The 15,374-nt window shown below is 48.6% G+C and carries 16 protein-coding genes and 1 pseudogene; 5 read left to right on the plus strand and 12 right to left on the minus strand.

Annotated elements, in window-relative coordinates:
• Window positions 1-15 precede the first annotated feature (15 nt).
• The 4 genes from PLA01S_RS09675 to rpmG all read right to left on the minus strand — a co-directional run bounded on the left by PLA01S_RS09675 (window position 16) and on the right by rpmG (window position 2,582).
• The gene (locus PLA01S_RS09675) at window positions 16-918 is read right to left on the minus strand and encodes an alpha/beta hydrolase fold domain-containing protein (RefSeq protein WP_127591821.1); all 903 of its coding nucleotides are present in this window, start codon (window positions 916-918) and stop codon (window positions 16-18) included.
• 213 nt (window positions 919-1,131) lie between these two features.
• The gene (locus tag PLA01S_RS09680; RefSeq protein WP_127591823.1) at window positions 1,132-1,740 is read right to left on the minus strand and encodes a DUF1349 domain-containing protein; all 609 of its coding nucleotides are present in this window, start codon (window positions 1,738-1,740) and stop codon (window positions 1,132-1,134) included.
• Between the two features lie 109 nt (window positions 1,741-1,849).
• Window positions 1,850-2,320, minus strand: coding sequence for a hypothetical protein (locus PLA01S_RS09685; protein ID WP_127591825.1), 471 nt, complete (start codon window positions 2,318-2,320; stop codon window positions 1,850-1,852).
• 112 nt (window positions 2,321-2,432) lie between these two features.
• On the minus strand, window positions 2,433-2,582 hold the full coding sequence (rpmG, locus tag PLA01S_RS09690) for a 50S ribosomal protein L33 (protein ID WP_127591827.1): 150 nt from the start codon (window positions 2,580-2,582) through the stop codon (window positions 2,433-2,435).
• Window positions 2,583-2,884: 302 nt separating this feature from the next.
• On the opposite strand from rpmG, the gene pdxR reads away from it, so the two are divergent.
• A complete protein-coding gene (pdxR, locus tag PLA01S_RS09695; RefSeq protein ID WP_127591829.1) occupies window positions 2,885-4,321 on the plus strand; it encodes a MocR-like pyridoxine biosynthesis transcription factor PdxR in 1,437 nt (478 codons plus the stop codon).
• Between the two features lie 135 nt (window positions 4,322-4,456).
• Here pdxR and arsC read toward each other — a convergent pair whose 3' ends face one another.
• The 5 genes from arsC to PLA01S_RS09720 form a co-directional block, all read right to left on the minus strand.
• Window positions 4,457-4,876, minus strand: a complete 420-nt coding sequence (arsC, locus tag PLA01S_RS09700; RefSeq protein WP_127591830.1) for an arsenate reductase (thioredoxin) — start codon at window positions 4,874-4,876, stop codon at window positions 4,457-4,459.
• Window positions 4,877-4,905: 29 nt separating this feature from the next.
• Window positions 4,906-6,198, minus strand: coding sequence for an arsenic transporter (locus tag PLA01S_RS09705; RefSeq protein ID WP_127591832.1), 1,293 nt, complete (start codon window positions 6,196-6,198; stop codon window positions 4,906-4,908).
• Window positions 6,199-6,330: 132 nt separating this feature from the next.
• On the minus strand, window positions 6,331-6,654 hold the full coding sequence (locus PLA01S_RS09710) for an ArsR/SmtB family transcription factor (protein WP_127591834.1): 324 nt from the start codon (window positions 6,652-6,654) through the stop codon (window positions 6,331-6,333).
• Between the two features lie 239 nt (window positions 6,655-6,893).
• Window positions 6,894-8,300: an FAD-dependent oxidoreductase gene (locus PLA01S_RS09715; RefSeq protein WP_127591836.1), complete on the minus strand. Its 1,407-nt coding sequence runs from the start codon at window positions 8,298-8,300 to the stop codon at window positions 6,894-6,896.
• Window positions 8,301-8,362: 62 nt separating this feature from the next.
• Window positions 8,363-8,677 carry an ArsR/SmtB family transcription factor gene (locus PLA01S_RS09720; RefSeq protein ID WP_127591838.1) on the minus strand — a complete coding sequence of 105 codons (315 nt, stop codon included), beginning with the start codon at window positions 8,675-8,677 and terminating at the stop codon, window positions 8,363-8,365.
• Window positions 8,678-8,888: 211 nt separating this feature from the next.
• Here PLA01S_RS09720 and PLA01S_RS09725 point away from each other — a divergent pair, with 211 nt between their 5' ends.
• Both PLA01S_RS09725 and PLA01S_RS09730 read left to right on the plus strand, forming a co-directional pair.
• Window positions 8,889-9,338, plus strand: coding sequence for a MarR family winged helix-turn-helix transcriptional regulator (locus tag PLA01S_RS09725; RefSeq protein WP_127591840.1), 450 nt, complete (start codon window positions 8,889-8,891; stop codon window positions 9,336-9,338).
• A 53-nt stretch (window positions 9,339-9,391) separates the two neighbouring features.
• Window positions 9,392-9,902, plus strand: a pseudogene (locus tag PLA01S_RS09730) (arsinothricin resistance N-acetyltransferase ArsN1 family A).
• A 43-nt stretch (window positions 9,903-9,945) separates the two neighbouring features.
• Here the strand turns inward: PLA01S_RS09730 and PLA01S_RS09735 are convergent.
• The gene (locus PLA01S_RS09735) at window positions 9,946-11,535 is read right to left on the minus strand and encodes a sensor domain-containing diguanylate cyclase (protein WP_127591841.1); all 1,590 of its coding nucleotides are present in this window, start codon (window positions 11,533-11,535) and stop codon (window positions 9,946-9,948) included.
• Between the two features lie 233 nt (window positions 11,536-11,768).
• On the opposite strand from PLA01S_RS09735, the gene PLA01S_RS09740 reads away from it, so the two are divergent.
• Window positions 11,769-12,389, plus strand: coding sequence for a putative glycolipid-binding domain-containing protein (locus PLA01S_RS09740; protein ID WP_127591843.1), 621 nt, complete (start codon window positions 11,769-11,771; stop codon window positions 12,387-12,389).
• A gap of 198 nt (window positions 12,390-12,587) precedes the next feature.
• Here PLA01S_RS09740 and PLA01S_RS09745 read toward each other — a convergent pair whose 3' ends face one another.
• Window positions 12,588-13,889, minus strand: a complete 1,302-nt coding sequence (locus PLA01S_RS09745) for an NCS2 family permease (protein ID WP_127591845.1) — start codon at window positions 13,887-13,889, stop codon at window positions 12,588-12,590.
• A 198-nt stretch (window positions 13,890-14,087) separates the two neighbouring features.
• On the opposite strand from PLA01S_RS09745, the gene PLA01S_RS09750 reads away from it, so the two are divergent.
• Window positions 14,088-14,795 (plus strand): SOS response-associated peptidase, encoded by a 708-nt coding sequence (locus tag PLA01S_RS09750; RefSeq protein ID WP_127591847.1) that lies wholly within the window; start codon window positions 14,088-14,090, stop codon window positions 14,793-14,795.
• 227 nt (window positions 14,796-15,022) lie between these two features.
• On the opposite strand, the gene PLA01S_RS09755 is transcribed toward PLA01S_RS09750, so the two are convergent.
• A complete protein-coding gene (locus PLA01S_RS09755; protein WP_127591849.1) occupies window positions 15,023-15,310 on the minus strand; it encodes a stage VI sporulation protein F in 288 nt (95 codons plus the stop codon).
• Window positions 15,311-15,374: the final 64 nt, after the last annotated feature.

The following is a 15,374-nucleotide window of genomic DNA, read 5'->3' on the forward strand; positions in this document are numbered from 1 at the left end:
GTCGCTCACCCTCCATTACGACTCTCCTCCATCGCACGCCACCCATTGATGCAGCCGCTCCAGTGCCTCTTCGGCTTCAGGCATCGGAAACAGAGGCCACACATGCATCATATTCTCGTACTCCCAATACTCGGTATCAACGCCTTCTCGGACCAGTTTATCGCGCAGAAGGCGAGTGTCCGGCAGCAGGGAATCATCGGTTCCGACGAGAATGACCGTGCGGGGAAGGCTTCTCATCTCGCCAAACAAAGGACTGACAGACGGGTCGTCCATCGAAAGGCTTCCTGCATACATCCTTCCGACCTCACCGAGCCCGACCGGCTGGAGAAAGACGTCGCGCTGCGGTATACCGAGCGCGGCAATCTGCGGATTGTCCGTGGCTGCATCCACCCATGGCGAGAGCAGTATTAACCCCTTTGGTGCAAACAGAGTTCCCTTGACCGACTGGGCCATATCGAGAGCCAGCGCGCCACCCGCCGAATCGCCCATTAGAAATACCGGACTCCACAATTGGGTGCAGATGTACTTGTAAAATTCGCGCATGAGCCCCGTCAGCTTCTTGGCATCCATAGCTGGGACGGTAGGATAATTGGGTATAATTACGCTGAATCCAGTTCGCTTCGTCCACTGTTTAGCAAAAGCGAAATGGGGCGCCAAAATCTCTTCGATATAAGCTCCGCCGTGCAAATAAACAACGGTTCCCTGTTCCTTAGAGCCATGCGATACATAATAATTCATGCTTACGCCCGATCCGCTTTGGAAACAGCGGGTTTCAAATCCTTCCTGTTCCTCTGATAACGTAGGATATGGAGGCAATGTTTCGATATATTGCCGAATCGTTCCGGCATTTTCCCATTTATGATGAAATCCCTCTGCGGTCAGCAGTTCTTTGATAGCAACACTTTCTTTGCTCGGCATATGGCTTTATCCCCTTTGCTGGACGTAATCAATATATGGCAGGTTAGTGTGTATCCACCCTCAATATATCACCACACGCGGCATGGCCGCTGTGGCAATTGATACAGAACTATCTGTATAAAAAAATAGACCTCACCGATCACGAAATGATGGGTGAGGTCTATTTGCCGCTATGAGTGTTGGTTAATCTCAGGAATCTAAGTTGGCTCTTTCCTACTCTTCAATCGGCGGGTCAACATGAATATCGCTGTCCGGCTGCGTGCTCACCCAACGCGTAAAGGTCACGATCAGACCGGAGCGGGTCGGCGAACAGACAAAAGGCCCTGCTTGACTTTCTGTTCTGGCGGGGAAAGGTGCCACGCGAACGGTTCGCCAAGGATGCTTCCCGGTTCTCGCCCTGATGATGACCGCATCATTCAGCCTGGAGGCACGGATCGTGACACGCTCGCCCACCCACTCCGGCACGGGTGCGAGTGACCAATCCGAATATTCATGGGTGACGACCGTGGCCAGCTGCGGGATTCCGTCATTGATTTCGATCCCGGCTTTGATCCATTGTCCCGGAGCGTTCATTAGCATCAGCCCGGCCTGATCATAAAGTTCCGTAAAGGCATCCAATTCAAATGTGACCTCCATTGCTGCATCTTTATCCCACGCCGCAAGCAGTGAATGGCCGCTGTCGCGTTGGAACCCATACAGGGTTTTCTCCCAATAATCACTGCCTTCTCTGGACTCAACCTTCAGATTCAACCCTTCCTCTGTCACCGATACCGGTGCGGTTGTCCATTGGGCTGAATGCCAAGCAATTCTTCGTTTCGTCATTCGATCACGACTCCTTATTTCACCTAATAGGGATGTTCGAAGCTAAGGTGCTCAAGGGACTCTGAGCTGGCAAAACAATAGAACTTCTATGTAAAAGCTCCGTATTCTACTAGGCTGAATCTCTTAGTAACTGATCCGCGCTGTGCTGGAGAAGAAGACAGAAGGACCGGTTATGTCCGATAAAAAACGACGATACGTCATAGCGGTGACGGGCAGGCTCATAGGTAATCAGCGCTCGATGCCTCATATTTCCCATCAGTATGTTAGCGAACTGCTCCGCAGGACCGCTCGAGAAAAAAGTTAGGTAGGCGTACAGAGAATGATCAACAGGTTCATCAAGAGGACTTACGCCCGCGCAGGAAAACTCGGTGTCCAATCCCGCCTGCTGCAGCCGGATCAATATCGGATATAACTGCTCATCCACAGGGGTGTTGCCGAATAACCGCGTCCGTTTGGGCTGTTTGCTTATTTTGGGTCTGTTGATCCACTCGTTTAGCTCCTGTCTTCTCCGCCTCCACTGTTCCGGGGTATGTGTACTCAGGAGCAGCTCTCCGCTGGTATCATGTCGTTCCTGGTTCATCCTATCCATCCCCCTCATTGACATGGCTGCATTCTGCTACTTCTAGTGTAATCCCATTTCGTTTGAAGTCAAATAAGCCGGATGATAGATCCGGCTTATGATTCGTATTCGTTTAACGGGTTTCCCGATGAAGCGTCACCCGCTTCAAGCGCGGACAATATTTGCGCAATTCCATTCGCTCCGGGTGATTTCTTTTATTTTTGGTCGTTGTATAGTTACGGTCGCCGGTTTCCGTGCATGCCAATGTTACCGTCAGTCGCATACTTAGCACCTCCTATTCTCGTGTTTATATAATCGTAATAATTACGATTAACTCAATCCATACTTTATTCCTGTTTTTACGTTTTGTCAAGAAACCGAAAGCGACTTCAGCCACATCCCGGTATGGGTGGTTATGTTGACCCATCCAATGTACAAATTAGATCCGCCATCCATGTTCAACGGAGTGCTGGATATTTGTCATCGTAATGATGAAATTATGAAAACACTTCATTTATGCATAATGATATGATTAACATTACAGACAAAAAACAGCCTGAATATGTTCATGAAAGGATGAGGAAGGTGTGGAAGCCGGATCGCAACAGCACACAACCTCTATATCAGCAAATTGCAGATGATCTGGAGCAAAGAATATCCTATGGTGAGTTTCCTCCAGGCAGCTTACTCCCCTCCGAGCGAAAACTGGCGGAGCAAATCGGAGTTAATCGAAGCACCGTGGTTCTGGCTTACTCGGAGCTTCGGGCGCTAGGAATTATAGAGAGCCGTTCCGGAAGCGGAACACGGGTCAGCAACTCCAAATGGGGAGCCACGCCCAAGCATACGCCGAACTGGCACCGTTATGCCGAGGGAGGAAATTTCCTGCCGAATCTCCCTTTTCTCCGCCGGATTCGGGAAGCGCTGGCGCATGATCCTTCTTTGATTGATTTTGCCAGCGGAGAGCTTGCCGGCGATTTGGCGCCGATCCAAGAAATGAATACGTTAATGAGCCAAAAACCGAACACGTCCTATTTCGGATATGACAACCCTCAGGGATATGGACCGCTCCGACAGGCATTGGTTACGTATCTGAAAAAGTATCGGGGGATCCGGACCACCGAATCCTCCATATTGATCACGTCAGGATCACAGCAGTCGCTGTATCTTATTACGCAGTGCTTGTTGTCGCCTGGCGACGCGGTGGCTATTGAAGACCCGTCGTATTGCTATTCGCTGCCGATGTTTCAATCGGCTGGCCTTCGCTTGTTCAGACTCCCAGTTGATGAACGGGGGGTGCGGCCCGATGACATTCGCTCGCTGTACAAGAAACACCGGATCAAGATGATTTTCATTAATCCGAATTTTCAAAATCCGACTGGCACCGTCATGGCTCAGGAGAGAAGATCGCAGCTGCTGGATGCAGCCAGTGAACTTGGACTTCCCATCGTGGAGGACGACCCCTTCAGTTTGACCGCCTACCAGTGCTCGCCGCCTGCCCCTTTGAAATCCGTCGATTCCATCGGGTCGGTGCTGTACATCGGATCGCTCTCGAAAATAGCTGCATCCGGCCTCCGCGTAGGCTGGATGGTCGCCCCGAATTCGGTGGTGGAGCGGCTCGCGGACGCCAGGCAGCAGATGGATTTCGGATTGAGCGTGGTGCCCCAAAGCTTGGCCGGACAGTTTCTCAATTCTTCCTATTTTGCTCCGCATCTAGACAGACTGAGAGCGAGCTTGCTGTACAAGCGGGATTTACTGATCGAGGCCCTGCAGAAAGAACTGCAAAACCTGGTTCATTTCCATGTGCCGGAGGGTGGCCTGCATCTCTGGTGCAAGATCGTCCCGGAAGTGAATGACAGCAAACTGCTGGAGGCCGCCATTCAAAAAGGCGTTATTTTTGCGCCGGGAAGTGTATACGGTTCAGCTTCCGGATATGTGCGGTTCACTTATGCCCGTGCCAGAGCCCAGGATATCCCATCCGGAATAACAAGGTTCGCTGAAGCTCTGCGCGCCGCGATTCAATAGGGAGAACCGGTAACGAGAGGTCCTCTCGACAAAAAGAACGCCCGAGTAGGGGCGTTCTTGGTATACATGGATGCAGGCTTTCAATGTTTTCTCAAGAATTCTCTTAGAGTTCGGACCCTGGCATAAGGCTTTATATTACTCGCCGGTTTCAGCGAATTTTTGAATACGCTCGCCGATTTGATCGCGAACACGCTGGAAAACAGCCCATTTTTCTTCGTCGGTCCCCTGAGCCTTCGCCGGATCGTCAAATCCCCAATGCTCACGGCGAACATGCGGAGGCGTCATCGGACAACGATCGGCAGCATCACCGCACAAGGTGACCACCAGGTCGGATTGATTTAACACCTCCGGATCAATGATATCGGAAGTTTGTTTCGATATATCAATGCCAACCTCATTCATCGCTTTGACGGCATTCGGGTTCAGGCCATGAGCTTCGATGCCGGCGCTGTAGACCTTCCAATCATCACCCAGATGTTTTTTGGCCCATCCCTCCGCCATTTGGCTGCGGCAAGAGTTGCCTGTGCACAAGAAGTAAAGTGTCTTTTTCTCCACGATTCGATTCTCTCCTTTTATCCTGTAAATTACGGTATGGTCAACCAGATATATAAGCCTAAGAGGGTTATAAATAAAGTTGGGATCGTCAGTATGATGCCTGTCTTAAAGTATGTCCCCCAGCTAATCTTCACGCCTTTGTTCGAAAGGACATGCAGCCATAGCAAGGTTGCCAGCGAGCCAATCGGCGTGATCTTGGGACCTAAATCGGAACCGATGACATTGGCATAAATTAATGCCTCCCGAATGGCAGCCGATGTGCTTGTCGCATCAATTGCCAGCGCATCAATCATGACGGTCGGCATATTGTTCATGATGGAAGAAATAATCGCTGCGATAAATCCCATCCCCATGGTTGCAGCAAGTAGTCCTTGATCCGCGATGCTCTGTATGACGCTTGCCAGTAGATCCGTAAGACCCGCGTTACGCAAGCCATATACGACCACATACATGCCAATAGAGAAAAACACGATTGCCCACGGAGCACCTTGGAGGACTTCCTTGGTTTGCACAGCCGGACTTTTCCGCGCCATCAGCAGGAAGAAAATCGCGATAACCCCAGCTACGATCGATACCGGAATACCGACAAATTCGCACACAAAGTAACCGATAAGGAGCACACTCAACACGATCCATGATAACCGGAACATCGCAGGATCTTGAATCGCCGTTGATGGCTGCTTGAGCTGGGTGCCATCAAACTTCCGCGGGATACTTTTGCGGAAAAACAAGTAAAGTACCAGGACACTTGCTGCTAAAGAGAACAGATTGGGAACCAACATTCGGCTGGCGTATTCGGTAAACGTGATGCCAAAGAAATCGGCAGATACGATATTCACCAGGTTGCTGACCACTAGCGGAAGGGAGGTTGTATCCGCAATAAAGCCGCTTGCGATAATAAAGGGGAATACCTTCTTTTCGTCGAAATTCAGCGCCCGTACCATGGCAAGCACAATCGGGGTTAAGATCAGTGCTGCACCGTCATTTGCGAAAAAAGCAGCGACAACCGCTCCAAGAACGGATACATACACAAACATCCGGATACCGTTTCCTCGAGCAGCGTTCGCCATATGCAATGCCGCCCATTCGAATAAACCGATTTTATCCAGAATCAATGAAATGATAATAATGGCGACAAAGGCAAGCGTAGCATTCCATACAATCTGGGTGACATCCCAAACATCCTGAAAGTCGACAACTCCAACGAGCAGTGCCAGTACAGCACCTCCGAAAGCCGACCATCCAATGGACAGATTTTTAGGCTGCCAAATAACAAAAACCAATGTAACAAGAAAAATAATGCTAGCCAAAACAGAAACCAATGTACAAACCCTCCAATGACGTGTTGAACTAAAATACCGTTATGCATTCCCTCTATTAATCAATATATATTTAGGCAGCGATTATAACTCTCATCAACCTGAGAGCTATTGCTCATACGGACTGATTGCCGGTTAATCACAGGAACAGTTGATTTCCTTATTTAACGTTGACAATATTTCTTGAGAACTTGGCATTTCATTCAACACCGCTTGGATATATGGCTTATCCGCAACATGCAATGAATAATAAACCCATTGGCCTCTTCTGGCTTCATTTACGATCCCTTGAGACTTAAGCTTTCTTAAGTGCTGGCTGATTGCAGGCTGTGACATATCAAAAATATCTACAAACTCGCAAACGCACCATTCTCTTTCCTTAAGGAGCGTCAACATGGTAAGCCTTGTTTTATCCCCAAGCAATTTGAGTTTCTCGGCTATTTCGTTCATATGCTCCATTAAGGTTCATCCCTTTCTTCCGATAAAATAAGATTAATGATCCCATAACCATATAATTTAATGCTTATATACTAATGGAAAGCGTGCCTGATTTCAAGTGCGGAGACTCTTCCTCCAAAAATTCTCGCTATCCAGCCCATCAACCGCCCCGTTCCTATAATGATTGATTTATACATGTCGCTCACTCCTCTGTTTCATTTATCCGGGAGAACCAGGTCTTGATTCCCCCTAGATAGATATTAATTGCAGCCGGAAGTAGATGAGGCGGCGGGCATGCAGCAATCATTGGCATTCGGCGCACTGTTAATACCGCATACGCCGGTCTCCGGCAGCTCTAATTCAACTTTTAACGCGGATTCTAAATCGTCATCCAGATATGCAGCAATGGATCTGACCTGTTCGTAGCCCGTCGCCATAAGGAAGGTAGGTGCTCGGCCATAACTCTTCATTCCAACGAGATAGAAATTCTTATCTAAATGACGCAGCTCTTTTTCGCCATGGGGTCTTACAGTTCCGCAGCTGTGTACATTGGGATCGATAAGGGGCGCAAGCGCTTCAACACTCTCCGTAGCAGGATCAATGCTAAGTCTGATCTCGCTCAGGAATGAAAAATCAGGTCGGCTCCCTGTATTTACGATAATTTCATCGATTTCTTGTATTTCGTTGCTTTCACCGTTTGCAGTCCCCTTGATGTTCATTCTTCCATCGTGTTTGGAAAGCCCCTCGATCATGAACGGAGTGACCACTTGGATTTGGCCGGCATTAATCAACTGGTGAATGTGGCTTCCAAGTGCCCCTCGCGCCTCTAACTGATCATTCTCTTCACCACCGTAAGCTTCTTCCACAGATTTTTTTCTCATCACCCAAATAATCTCAGTGTTCGGATCCGTTTCTTTGAGCTTGGCTAAATCCAGTAAAGTGTTGATCGCAGAGTGCCCGCCTCCTACAACTGCAACACGTTTTCCTGCGTACTTCTGCCTTTGTTCTGCTGATAAATCCGGAATCCCATAATAAATATGGTCCCTCAAATCACGCTCTTCACGTGTCCATATCCCGTCTGCATTTAGCGGATTCGAATGTCCCCAGGTTCCAGAGGCATCGATTACTGCCCTAGCTTCAAAGCGTTCGGTATTTCCGTTTCGTTCAACATAAAGTACAAACGGCACAGCTACGCGATTAGCGGATTTCATTTTATCAGCATTTTTCTTCGATATAGACACCACTGTAGCATTCAACATGATGTAGGGCTCCAATTCAGGTAGTTGCGCTAAGGGCCACAAATACTGATTCACAATCTCTTGACCGAAAGGTAATTCCGTTAATATAGGAGGCTGCCATCCTTGTTTACGCAAAAGTCGCTCAGCAGCTTTATCGATGTTGTACTGCCATGGTGAAAAAAGACGCACATGTCCCCATTGCAGGATGTTTTGACCTATGCTGGGTCCCGCTTCAAAAAGAATGAATGGTTGCCCTCTTTCGGCCAAATGAGCTGCTGCAGCCAAGCCGATAGGTCCGGCACCAATAATTACGACAGGCAGGTTACCGTTGTGCGGAACATACTCCTCCTTCACTGTTTCTTTAGTGGTTAACGGTACTTGGGGGGTACAACAAGAAGATGAGGCTGCCTTAAATTCAATGTTTTTCATATAGAAAATCCTCCTTATGTTTTCAATTCATCAATTTTTTTTGATGTATTGGTTAAAAAAAATTATGTTTTTGTACTAGGATAGAAAATGCAGCACAGCTTTTCGGATAATAGTCCTTTAATTTCTTCATCGTTTAATTCGTAGTAATTCCATTTTCCGATGCGTTCCATCAATATAATATTTGCATCCAGCAACATTTTCAGATGGTACGACAGTTTCGATTGAGGCAGTTCCAGCATGTCGGTAAGGTCGCATACACATACTTTACCTCGTTGATTTAATTCATAAATGATTCTCAGCCGATTCTTATCGGATAACGCTTTGAACTTCTGTTCATACAGGCTTAATACGTCTTCTGGTATTGTAGAGACCTTCATGTTGTCACCTCTTTACTTCCCATCAAATAATTTTGATGTGCTCATTGTAGCAAGCCATCCGTGACACGTCAAGCATCAATTATTTTTGATTTGTTTAGTAATGTTTGCAGAATCACACTCTGATATACGATAGAACTGAATGAAACGATAGGTTAAATTACTTGCATATTGCAAATATGTGTTGTATAACAAATCAGAGGTGATATTCCAGATGGAAAATGCTCGTGAGTTGTTTCAAATCATGACCCGCAGATTTGGTCTATTGAATAAAAACTGTTGCAGTGTAGGAGTAACCGATGTCACTTTGGTTCAGAGTCACATCTTGTATGAAGTTGACCGGCAGCATAATCCCTCGATGCAGCAGATCGCTGAAACATTGGGGACCGATATTACGACGTTCAGCCGACAGGTCCAATCCTTGATTAAACTGAATTTCGTACAAAAAACACCGGATCCCCAGGATCGAAGAGTTCATACGCTGGCGCTTACCTCAAAGGGGAAATGGATAGCCGATACCATTGATAAGCAGATGAATGACTATCTGGACGAAGTGTTCTCCTATATGACGGATTTCGAAAAAGAAACCGTGCTTCACTCCATTAAAATTTTCAACCAAGCCATGGCTAAATCCAGTACATGCTGCAGCCCATTATCGCAATAACTTTTGGCTAAGCTGTCATTCATTTAAAGAGAAAGGTGAGGAACCCGCCGCTTATGAACCCAATTACGATTAGAACAGCCCACACGAACGACGTGAATCGAATATTACTTATTTATAATCAAGGAATTGAAGATCGCATTGCTACCCTTGAAGTAAAGACAAAAGATATTACATATATGCATCATTGGTTCCGACAACATGCGGATCGTTACGCTGTCATTGTCGCTGAAAGCGCAGGCGAGGTGGTCGGTTGGGCTTCCCTCAACCCTTATTCTCAGCGCTGCGCCTATGATGGTGTTGCCGACCTATCCATATATATCGATCGGGCATTCCGAAGCAAAGGAATTGGAAGTATGCTGCTTCATCGCCTTGAGACGATTGCAAAGGAAAATGGTTTTTATAAAAATTGTGCTGTTCACCTTTCCGTTCAATCAAGGCGGGCAGGGTTTATATCATAAACTCGGGTACCGTGATGTTGGTGTTTTTGAAGACCACGGCATCTTGGATGGTAAGTTCGTAGACGTAAAGATTATGGAGAAGTTATTAAATGATATCCTCTCATAAATATACTTTGACTCGGTAATTAAGGGATTAGTCGCATGTACTATTACGCCGATAATCCTGCGGCGATCGTCCGGTTACGGCCTTCGTCCTTCGCCCGGTATAACGCCATATCCGCTGCCTGGAATACATCCTCGCGGGTCCTGCCATGTTCAGGATACAAGGAGACGCCGATCGATACGGTAAGCGTTAGGGAATACGGCGTTTGGGAAACCAGGATCGCGTTGCGTATCCGTTCAGCCATACGGTAGGCCTCTTCCATACTATGCTTGCGAAGAAGAATGACAAACTCCTCCCCGCCAAAACGGGAGCAGACCGCACCCGCAGGAACGCAACCGCTCATGACCGCCGCCACCAGTTTCAGGACTTGGTCGCCGGTTTGGTGGCCATATGTATCGTTTACTTTCTTAAAATGGTCAATGTCCAGCATTAAAAGGGCATACGGATCCCCAAGCGAATCCCACGAATCAAGGCAGCGTTCCAGTTCTCTGCGATTGGTCAGCCTTGTTAATGGATCCGTACTGGCTTCCTGCTGTAACGAATAGGCCTGCTTGGCCAGCGTTTCGGCAGCGGCCCCCATAATCTGGTTCAATTGATCAGCTTCCCGATTCCAATGCGGCCGGAATTCCTCGGAAGACACCGTTTGGCCGGCTGCTATCGATTTTGTTAACTTATACAGCTGGGTAAATGGCGCAGCAATTCTTGTAGCCATATATGCGGCAATGACCAGCATGATCATGATCGGAAGGAGCATACTTCTCAGCTGATCCTGCAAGTTGCGATTGACATCGTCCAGAATGGAACTTACCGATGTCTGCATGACAATCCCCCAACCATTCATCGAAACGCCGGCGTAACCCGTCAAGTAATCGTTACCTTGCGTATTCATGACACGTTGCATGCCGCTCTCGCCGTCTATGAGCCGCTGTACCACAACGTTAGAACTTACGTCCTCCCCCACCCGGCTTTTATCCAGATGATAGAGCAGCTTCCCGCCGGAATCGACAATGTAGGAGTAGGAGTCCTCTTCATTTCCCGCACCAGATCCGAAAATACGATGCAATATATTATTTTCTTCCAAGTAGATCGTGCCGGCAATCATCCCGTGATACTTGCCGGAACTGTCGAAAATCGGCTCGCTCGCAAGAACAATCCAGCGCCCAGATGGGCTTCTATACGGTGCCGATAAATAGGACTTTCTCTCCTTTAGCGCCTCCGTGGTCCCTTCCGTTATTAATCGGGCCGGATTCAAATGGTTCCCCACAGGAGAAACCACTCGAATGGTACCCGCTTGATCGGCCCAAAAAACGGAGTTGAAGTAAGGGCTGCTCTGAAGCATAAGATCAAAAATGACCTGCAACTCCTTCTCATCGGATGCCGCACTGGCCTCAATTGCCGGGTTGTTGGCAGAGGCGCGAAGGCTTTGGCGCATCCCTGAGAAAAGCGCTTCAATGGTAACCGCCATTTTTTGTGCGGAGGATAAATTAAGCGACATGGTATTGTTATATAGTGAACGTTTCTCATTTTTATACTGAATATAGATCATAATCGACATCGTCATCAGAATGGATAATGAAACCAGCGCAGGCATGACCGTGGCTAGACTGATTTTAATGCGTTTTTTAGGTATGTTCATGGCGGCTGCACTCCTACTCTGGATGAAAAATATTGCCGAATTATTATACGATCTTTACATATTACTTCACAAACCTTTTTGCGTCCATATATGGAATTAGCGTTTTGCGTTGGAAGTCCCCAATCGGTTATGACGCACTGTATTTATCGCTTTATAACAAACGTATGTTCGTTATATAATATAGAGGAGCAGCATCCATTCATACTCTTTTTGATAAAGGACGTGATCTCGCCTTGAACGACAATATACATACTGAAGCAAACATGCAGCACATCGGACCAATAACCGCAAGCCCTGGTCAGCTTCTGCAATCGCTGCTCTGGAACCGACACGATCTGCCCTCTCTGGAGCATGGCCGGCTCTATCGACATCATGACGGATTCACGCTCACCGGAATGGTCGTAGCCGATCTGGAAGGCCGGCAGCTCCACTGCTCCTACGAGGTTGGAACCACCTGCAGCTGGCAGACCAGGAAGGTAAAGATTGAGCTCTCCAGCGGCACCGAAGAACAGTCCCTTCACCTGGAGCGGGATGATGACGGCCGCTGGTGGAACGGCGATTCCGAGCTCACCGCATTTGCCGGCATGAACGATATTGATCTTGGCATTACCCCGTCCACCAACACGCTGCCGATCCAGCGGTTGGGACTGAAGCCTGGGGAGAGCGCGTCCATGACGGCAGTCTGGATTCAGTTCCCGAGTTTAACCATCGCCCCCCTTGCCCAACAGTATACGCGTACGGGTGAGTATGCCTACCGTTATGAGAGTAACGATGGAGCCTACCAAGCGGATCTGGAGGTTGACGAGCACGGCCTCGTTACAAGGTACGCGGACGTATGGAGCCGTGCTCGCTAAAGCTCGGTGCATCCACGGCCGGCATGAGAAGGTATATCCTCTTAACCGGTCGAAAACAACAACCCGGAACCGTTGCAGCATCGCCTAGATCCGTTACCAATAATCCTCACACTTATACGGTTTATCGGCATGCCAAATATCCCCTGCCGGGTCTGCTCAGACCTTGCAGGGGATTTTCATGCACCTAATACTCCTGAATCAATGCGGGACAAAGACAAGCTGCAGCACGAACAGCACGGCAAAAATATACATCAGCGGATGAACCGCCTTCCACTTGCCCTTCACGATTTTCATCAGCGGGTATGAAATAAAACCGAGCGCGATCCCGGTCGCGATGCTGGACGTAAGCGGCATGGTCAAGATGACGAGAAACGCGGGGAACGCTTCATCAAAATCATTCCACCGGATGTGCTGAACGTTGCCCAGCATCAGGCAGCCCACTACGATGAGCGAAGGGGCCGTAATGGCGGATAATCCCGCAACCGCGCCGATCAGCGGACTGAAGAAGGCGGCAACGACGAACAACGCGGCAACGACGACCGCCGTCAATCCTGTCCGACCGCCTGCGCCGACGCCGGCTGCAGATTCAACATAGGCGGTGGTCGGGCTTGTACCGACCATGGATCCGGCCACGGTTGCCACCGAATCGGAGAACATGGCGCGTTCTGCACGAGGCAGCTTGTTATCCTTCATCAGCCCCGCCTGCTCCGCCACACCAACAACCGTGCCTGTGGTATCGAACAGCGTCACCAGGAGGAAAGAGAACACAACGGCATAGAGTCCATGCCTGATCACATCGGAGGCAGCGGTAATCGGGTTCCATACCAGAATGCCTTCCGGCAGCGTAGGGACCGACATAATCCCGCTCGTAAAGGACAGCATATCGGCAAAATAAGCAATAATCCCGGTAATAATCATACCGATAAACAAAGCACCCTTTACATCACGGGACAGCAGCACAAGCGTAACCGCCAATCCCACCAAGGCGAGCACAACCGATGGCTGGTGCAGATCACCGAGCGCTACCAGATTATCCGGATGCGCTGTAATGATGCCGCTCATCCGCAGACCGATAAAAGCAATAAACAGGCCGATTCCGACCGTGATCGCATGCTTCAAATTCGACGGGATCATCTCAATCAGCCTGCGCCGCAGGGAAGTCATCGATAACACCAGAAACAGAATACCGGCTATAAAAACAGCCGAGAAAGCTTCAATATACCCAAGTCCGGCATGTCCTTGAACAACGGAATAGGTGAAGTAGGCATTCAAGCCCATCCCCGGCGCCACAGCGATCGGGTAGCGGGCTACGAGCCCCATCAGCAGTGTGCCAATCACAGCGGCAATAATCGTTGCCGTGAAGCTCTGCTCAAAAGGTACACCCGCTTGCGACAGAATCAGCGGATTCACAACGGTCACATACGCCATCGTGAAAAACGTCGTGGCCCCGGCAACAACTTCTGTCTTCACCGAGGTACCATTAGCTTTTAAATCAAACACAATAAATCCTCCATTCATGATGCTTGGCCTGGCTTTGTGCTAGACTCTTTTGGTAAGTTATGCAATATTTGATATACTCAAAAACAAATGTACTGTAAATCTCTAAGTAGCCATTTCGTTCTGAACTCGATAAAAAGTCTTAATTAGTCGCTATATTCAAAATCTTAAGCGAGAGCAAATGACAGGAGGTTTGAATCCATGTGCGGACGCTTTACACTCACGGTCACTTGGGAAGAACTAATGACAAGGTATCTCATCGATCCCGAATCGGTATCTCCCTTTCACATTCCCAGGTACAACATCGCTCCTACGCAGATGGTCACGGCGATTATCAACGACGGCAGCGCCAACCGGATCGGTCAGCTGCAATGGGGGCTTGTCCCATCCTGGGCCAAGGATCCCTCAGCCGGAGCCAAAATGATCAATGCGCGCAGCGAAACGCTGGAAGATAAGCCTGCATTTAGGATGCCCTTTTATCGGAAAAGATGCCTGATACCTGCAGACGGTTTTTACGAATGGCAAAAAAACGGCAATGGCAAGCAGCCTTTTCGCATCGGCTTGAGGAACGGGGAAATATTCAGCATGGCAGGTCTGTACGATACCTGGATCACCCCAAGCGGAGATAAGCTCAGCACCTGCACCGTCATTACAACCGCACCCAATCGACTCATGGAACCGATCCATAACCGGATGCCGGTCATTCTGAGCCCCGCTGACGAAGCGCTATGGCTCGAACGGCAGACATCTTCCCAAACCAATGAAAGCAGCCCTTCCCTTTTGCAAACCCTCAAAGAGCTTTTGAGGCCTTACCCCGCGGAGGAAATGCAGGCCGTACCGGTTAGCACAACCGTAAATTCCGTTAAAAATGACACGGAAGCTTGCATCCGTTCCATTACGGACAGCTAAATACTTCGGAAAGATTGGGAGGGCCTCTTCAACTTCCGCACTTTTTCTTAGCTCCCCGGTTCCTCTGCTATCGGTTAGACTACAAATCAAGGGACTTCTTTTATAAAAGTCCGCCAGGAACGTTTCATCCCTGCACATGCCAAATCAAAAGCCCCTGCTCATAAGGAGAAAACACTCCCGAGAGGGGCTTCTTCTATGCAAAATAAAACCTTGATGTCATCCAATTGTTATCGAAACATCCCCCACAGCTTGATCAAATGGAAGGTGTTGTTCGGATCGATGCGCTGTGCAAGGACGAATTGAACCATTTGCTGCTCCTGCGCGGAGCTCAGCTTTTCATTCAAGATGCCGCTGGCCGTCCGGATCAATTGATGCACTTTTGCGCTATTTTGAAGATCTGCCTTGGTCAAACCCTGAGTCAGCCCTTTGATTCTTTCCTTGACTGCCGGGTTTTTCATTTTTAGCTTGATTCGCTCCACCAGCTGCGGACTAATCCCGTACTGCTGATAACTCAATGTTGAAGCACCTCCAGTCATAAATGCTGCTACCCTTTTTGAGTATATGACGAAGGTCTGTCCA

It is taken from the genome of Paenibacillus lautus NBRC 15380 (genome assembly GCF_004000945.1).
Lineage (GTDB): Bacteria > Bacillota > Bacilli > Paenibacillales > Paenibacillaceae > Paenibacillus_AQ > Paenibacillus_AQ lautus.

What these genes read in the sequence shown, in the direction of transcription:
- PLA01S_RS09675 (WP_127591821.1), bottom strand. Translation starts at nt 918, where the DNA reads ATGCCGAGCAAAGAAAGTGTTGCTATCAAAGAACTGCTGACCGCAGAG.
- PLA01S_RS09680 (WP_127591823.1), bottom strand. Translation starts at nt 1,740, where the DNA reads ATGACGAAACGAAGAATTGCTTGGCATTCAGCCCAATGGACAACCGCA.
- PLA01S_RS09685 (WP_127591825.1), bottom strand. Translation starts at nt 2,320, where the DNA reads ATGAACCAGGAACGACATGATACCAGCGGAGAGCTGCTCCTGAGTACA.
- rpmG (WP_127591827.1), bottom strand. Translation starts at nt 2,582, where the DNA reads ATGCGACTGACGGTAACATTGGCATGCACGGAAACCGGCGACCGTAAC.
- PLA01S_RS09710 (WP_127591834.1), bottom strand. Translation starts at nt 6,654, where the DNA reads ATGGAGCATATGAACGAAATAGCCGAGAAACTCAAATTGCTTGGGGAT.
- PLA01S_RS09715 (WP_127591836.1), bottom strand. Translation starts at nt 8,300, where the DNA reads ATGAAAAACATTGAATTTAAGGCAGCCTCATCTTCTTGTTGTACCCCC.
- PLA01S_RS09720 (WP_127591838.1), bottom strand. Translation starts at nt 8,677, where the DNA reads ATGAAGGTCTCTACAATACCAGAAGACGTATTAAGCCTGTATGAACAG.
- PLA01S_RS09725 (WP_127591840.1), top strand. Translation starts at nt 8,889, where the DNA reads ATGGAAAATGCTCGTGAGTTGTTTCAAATCATGACCCGCAGATTTGGT.
- PLA01S_RS09735 (WP_127591841.1), bottom strand. Translation starts at nt 11,535, where the DNA reads ATGAACATACCTAAAAAACGCATTAAAATCAGTCTAGCCACGGTCATG.
- PLA01S_RS09750 (WP_127591847.1), top strand. Translation starts at nt 14,088, where the DNA reads ATGTGCGGACGCTTTACACTCACGGTCACTTGGGAAGAACTAATGACA.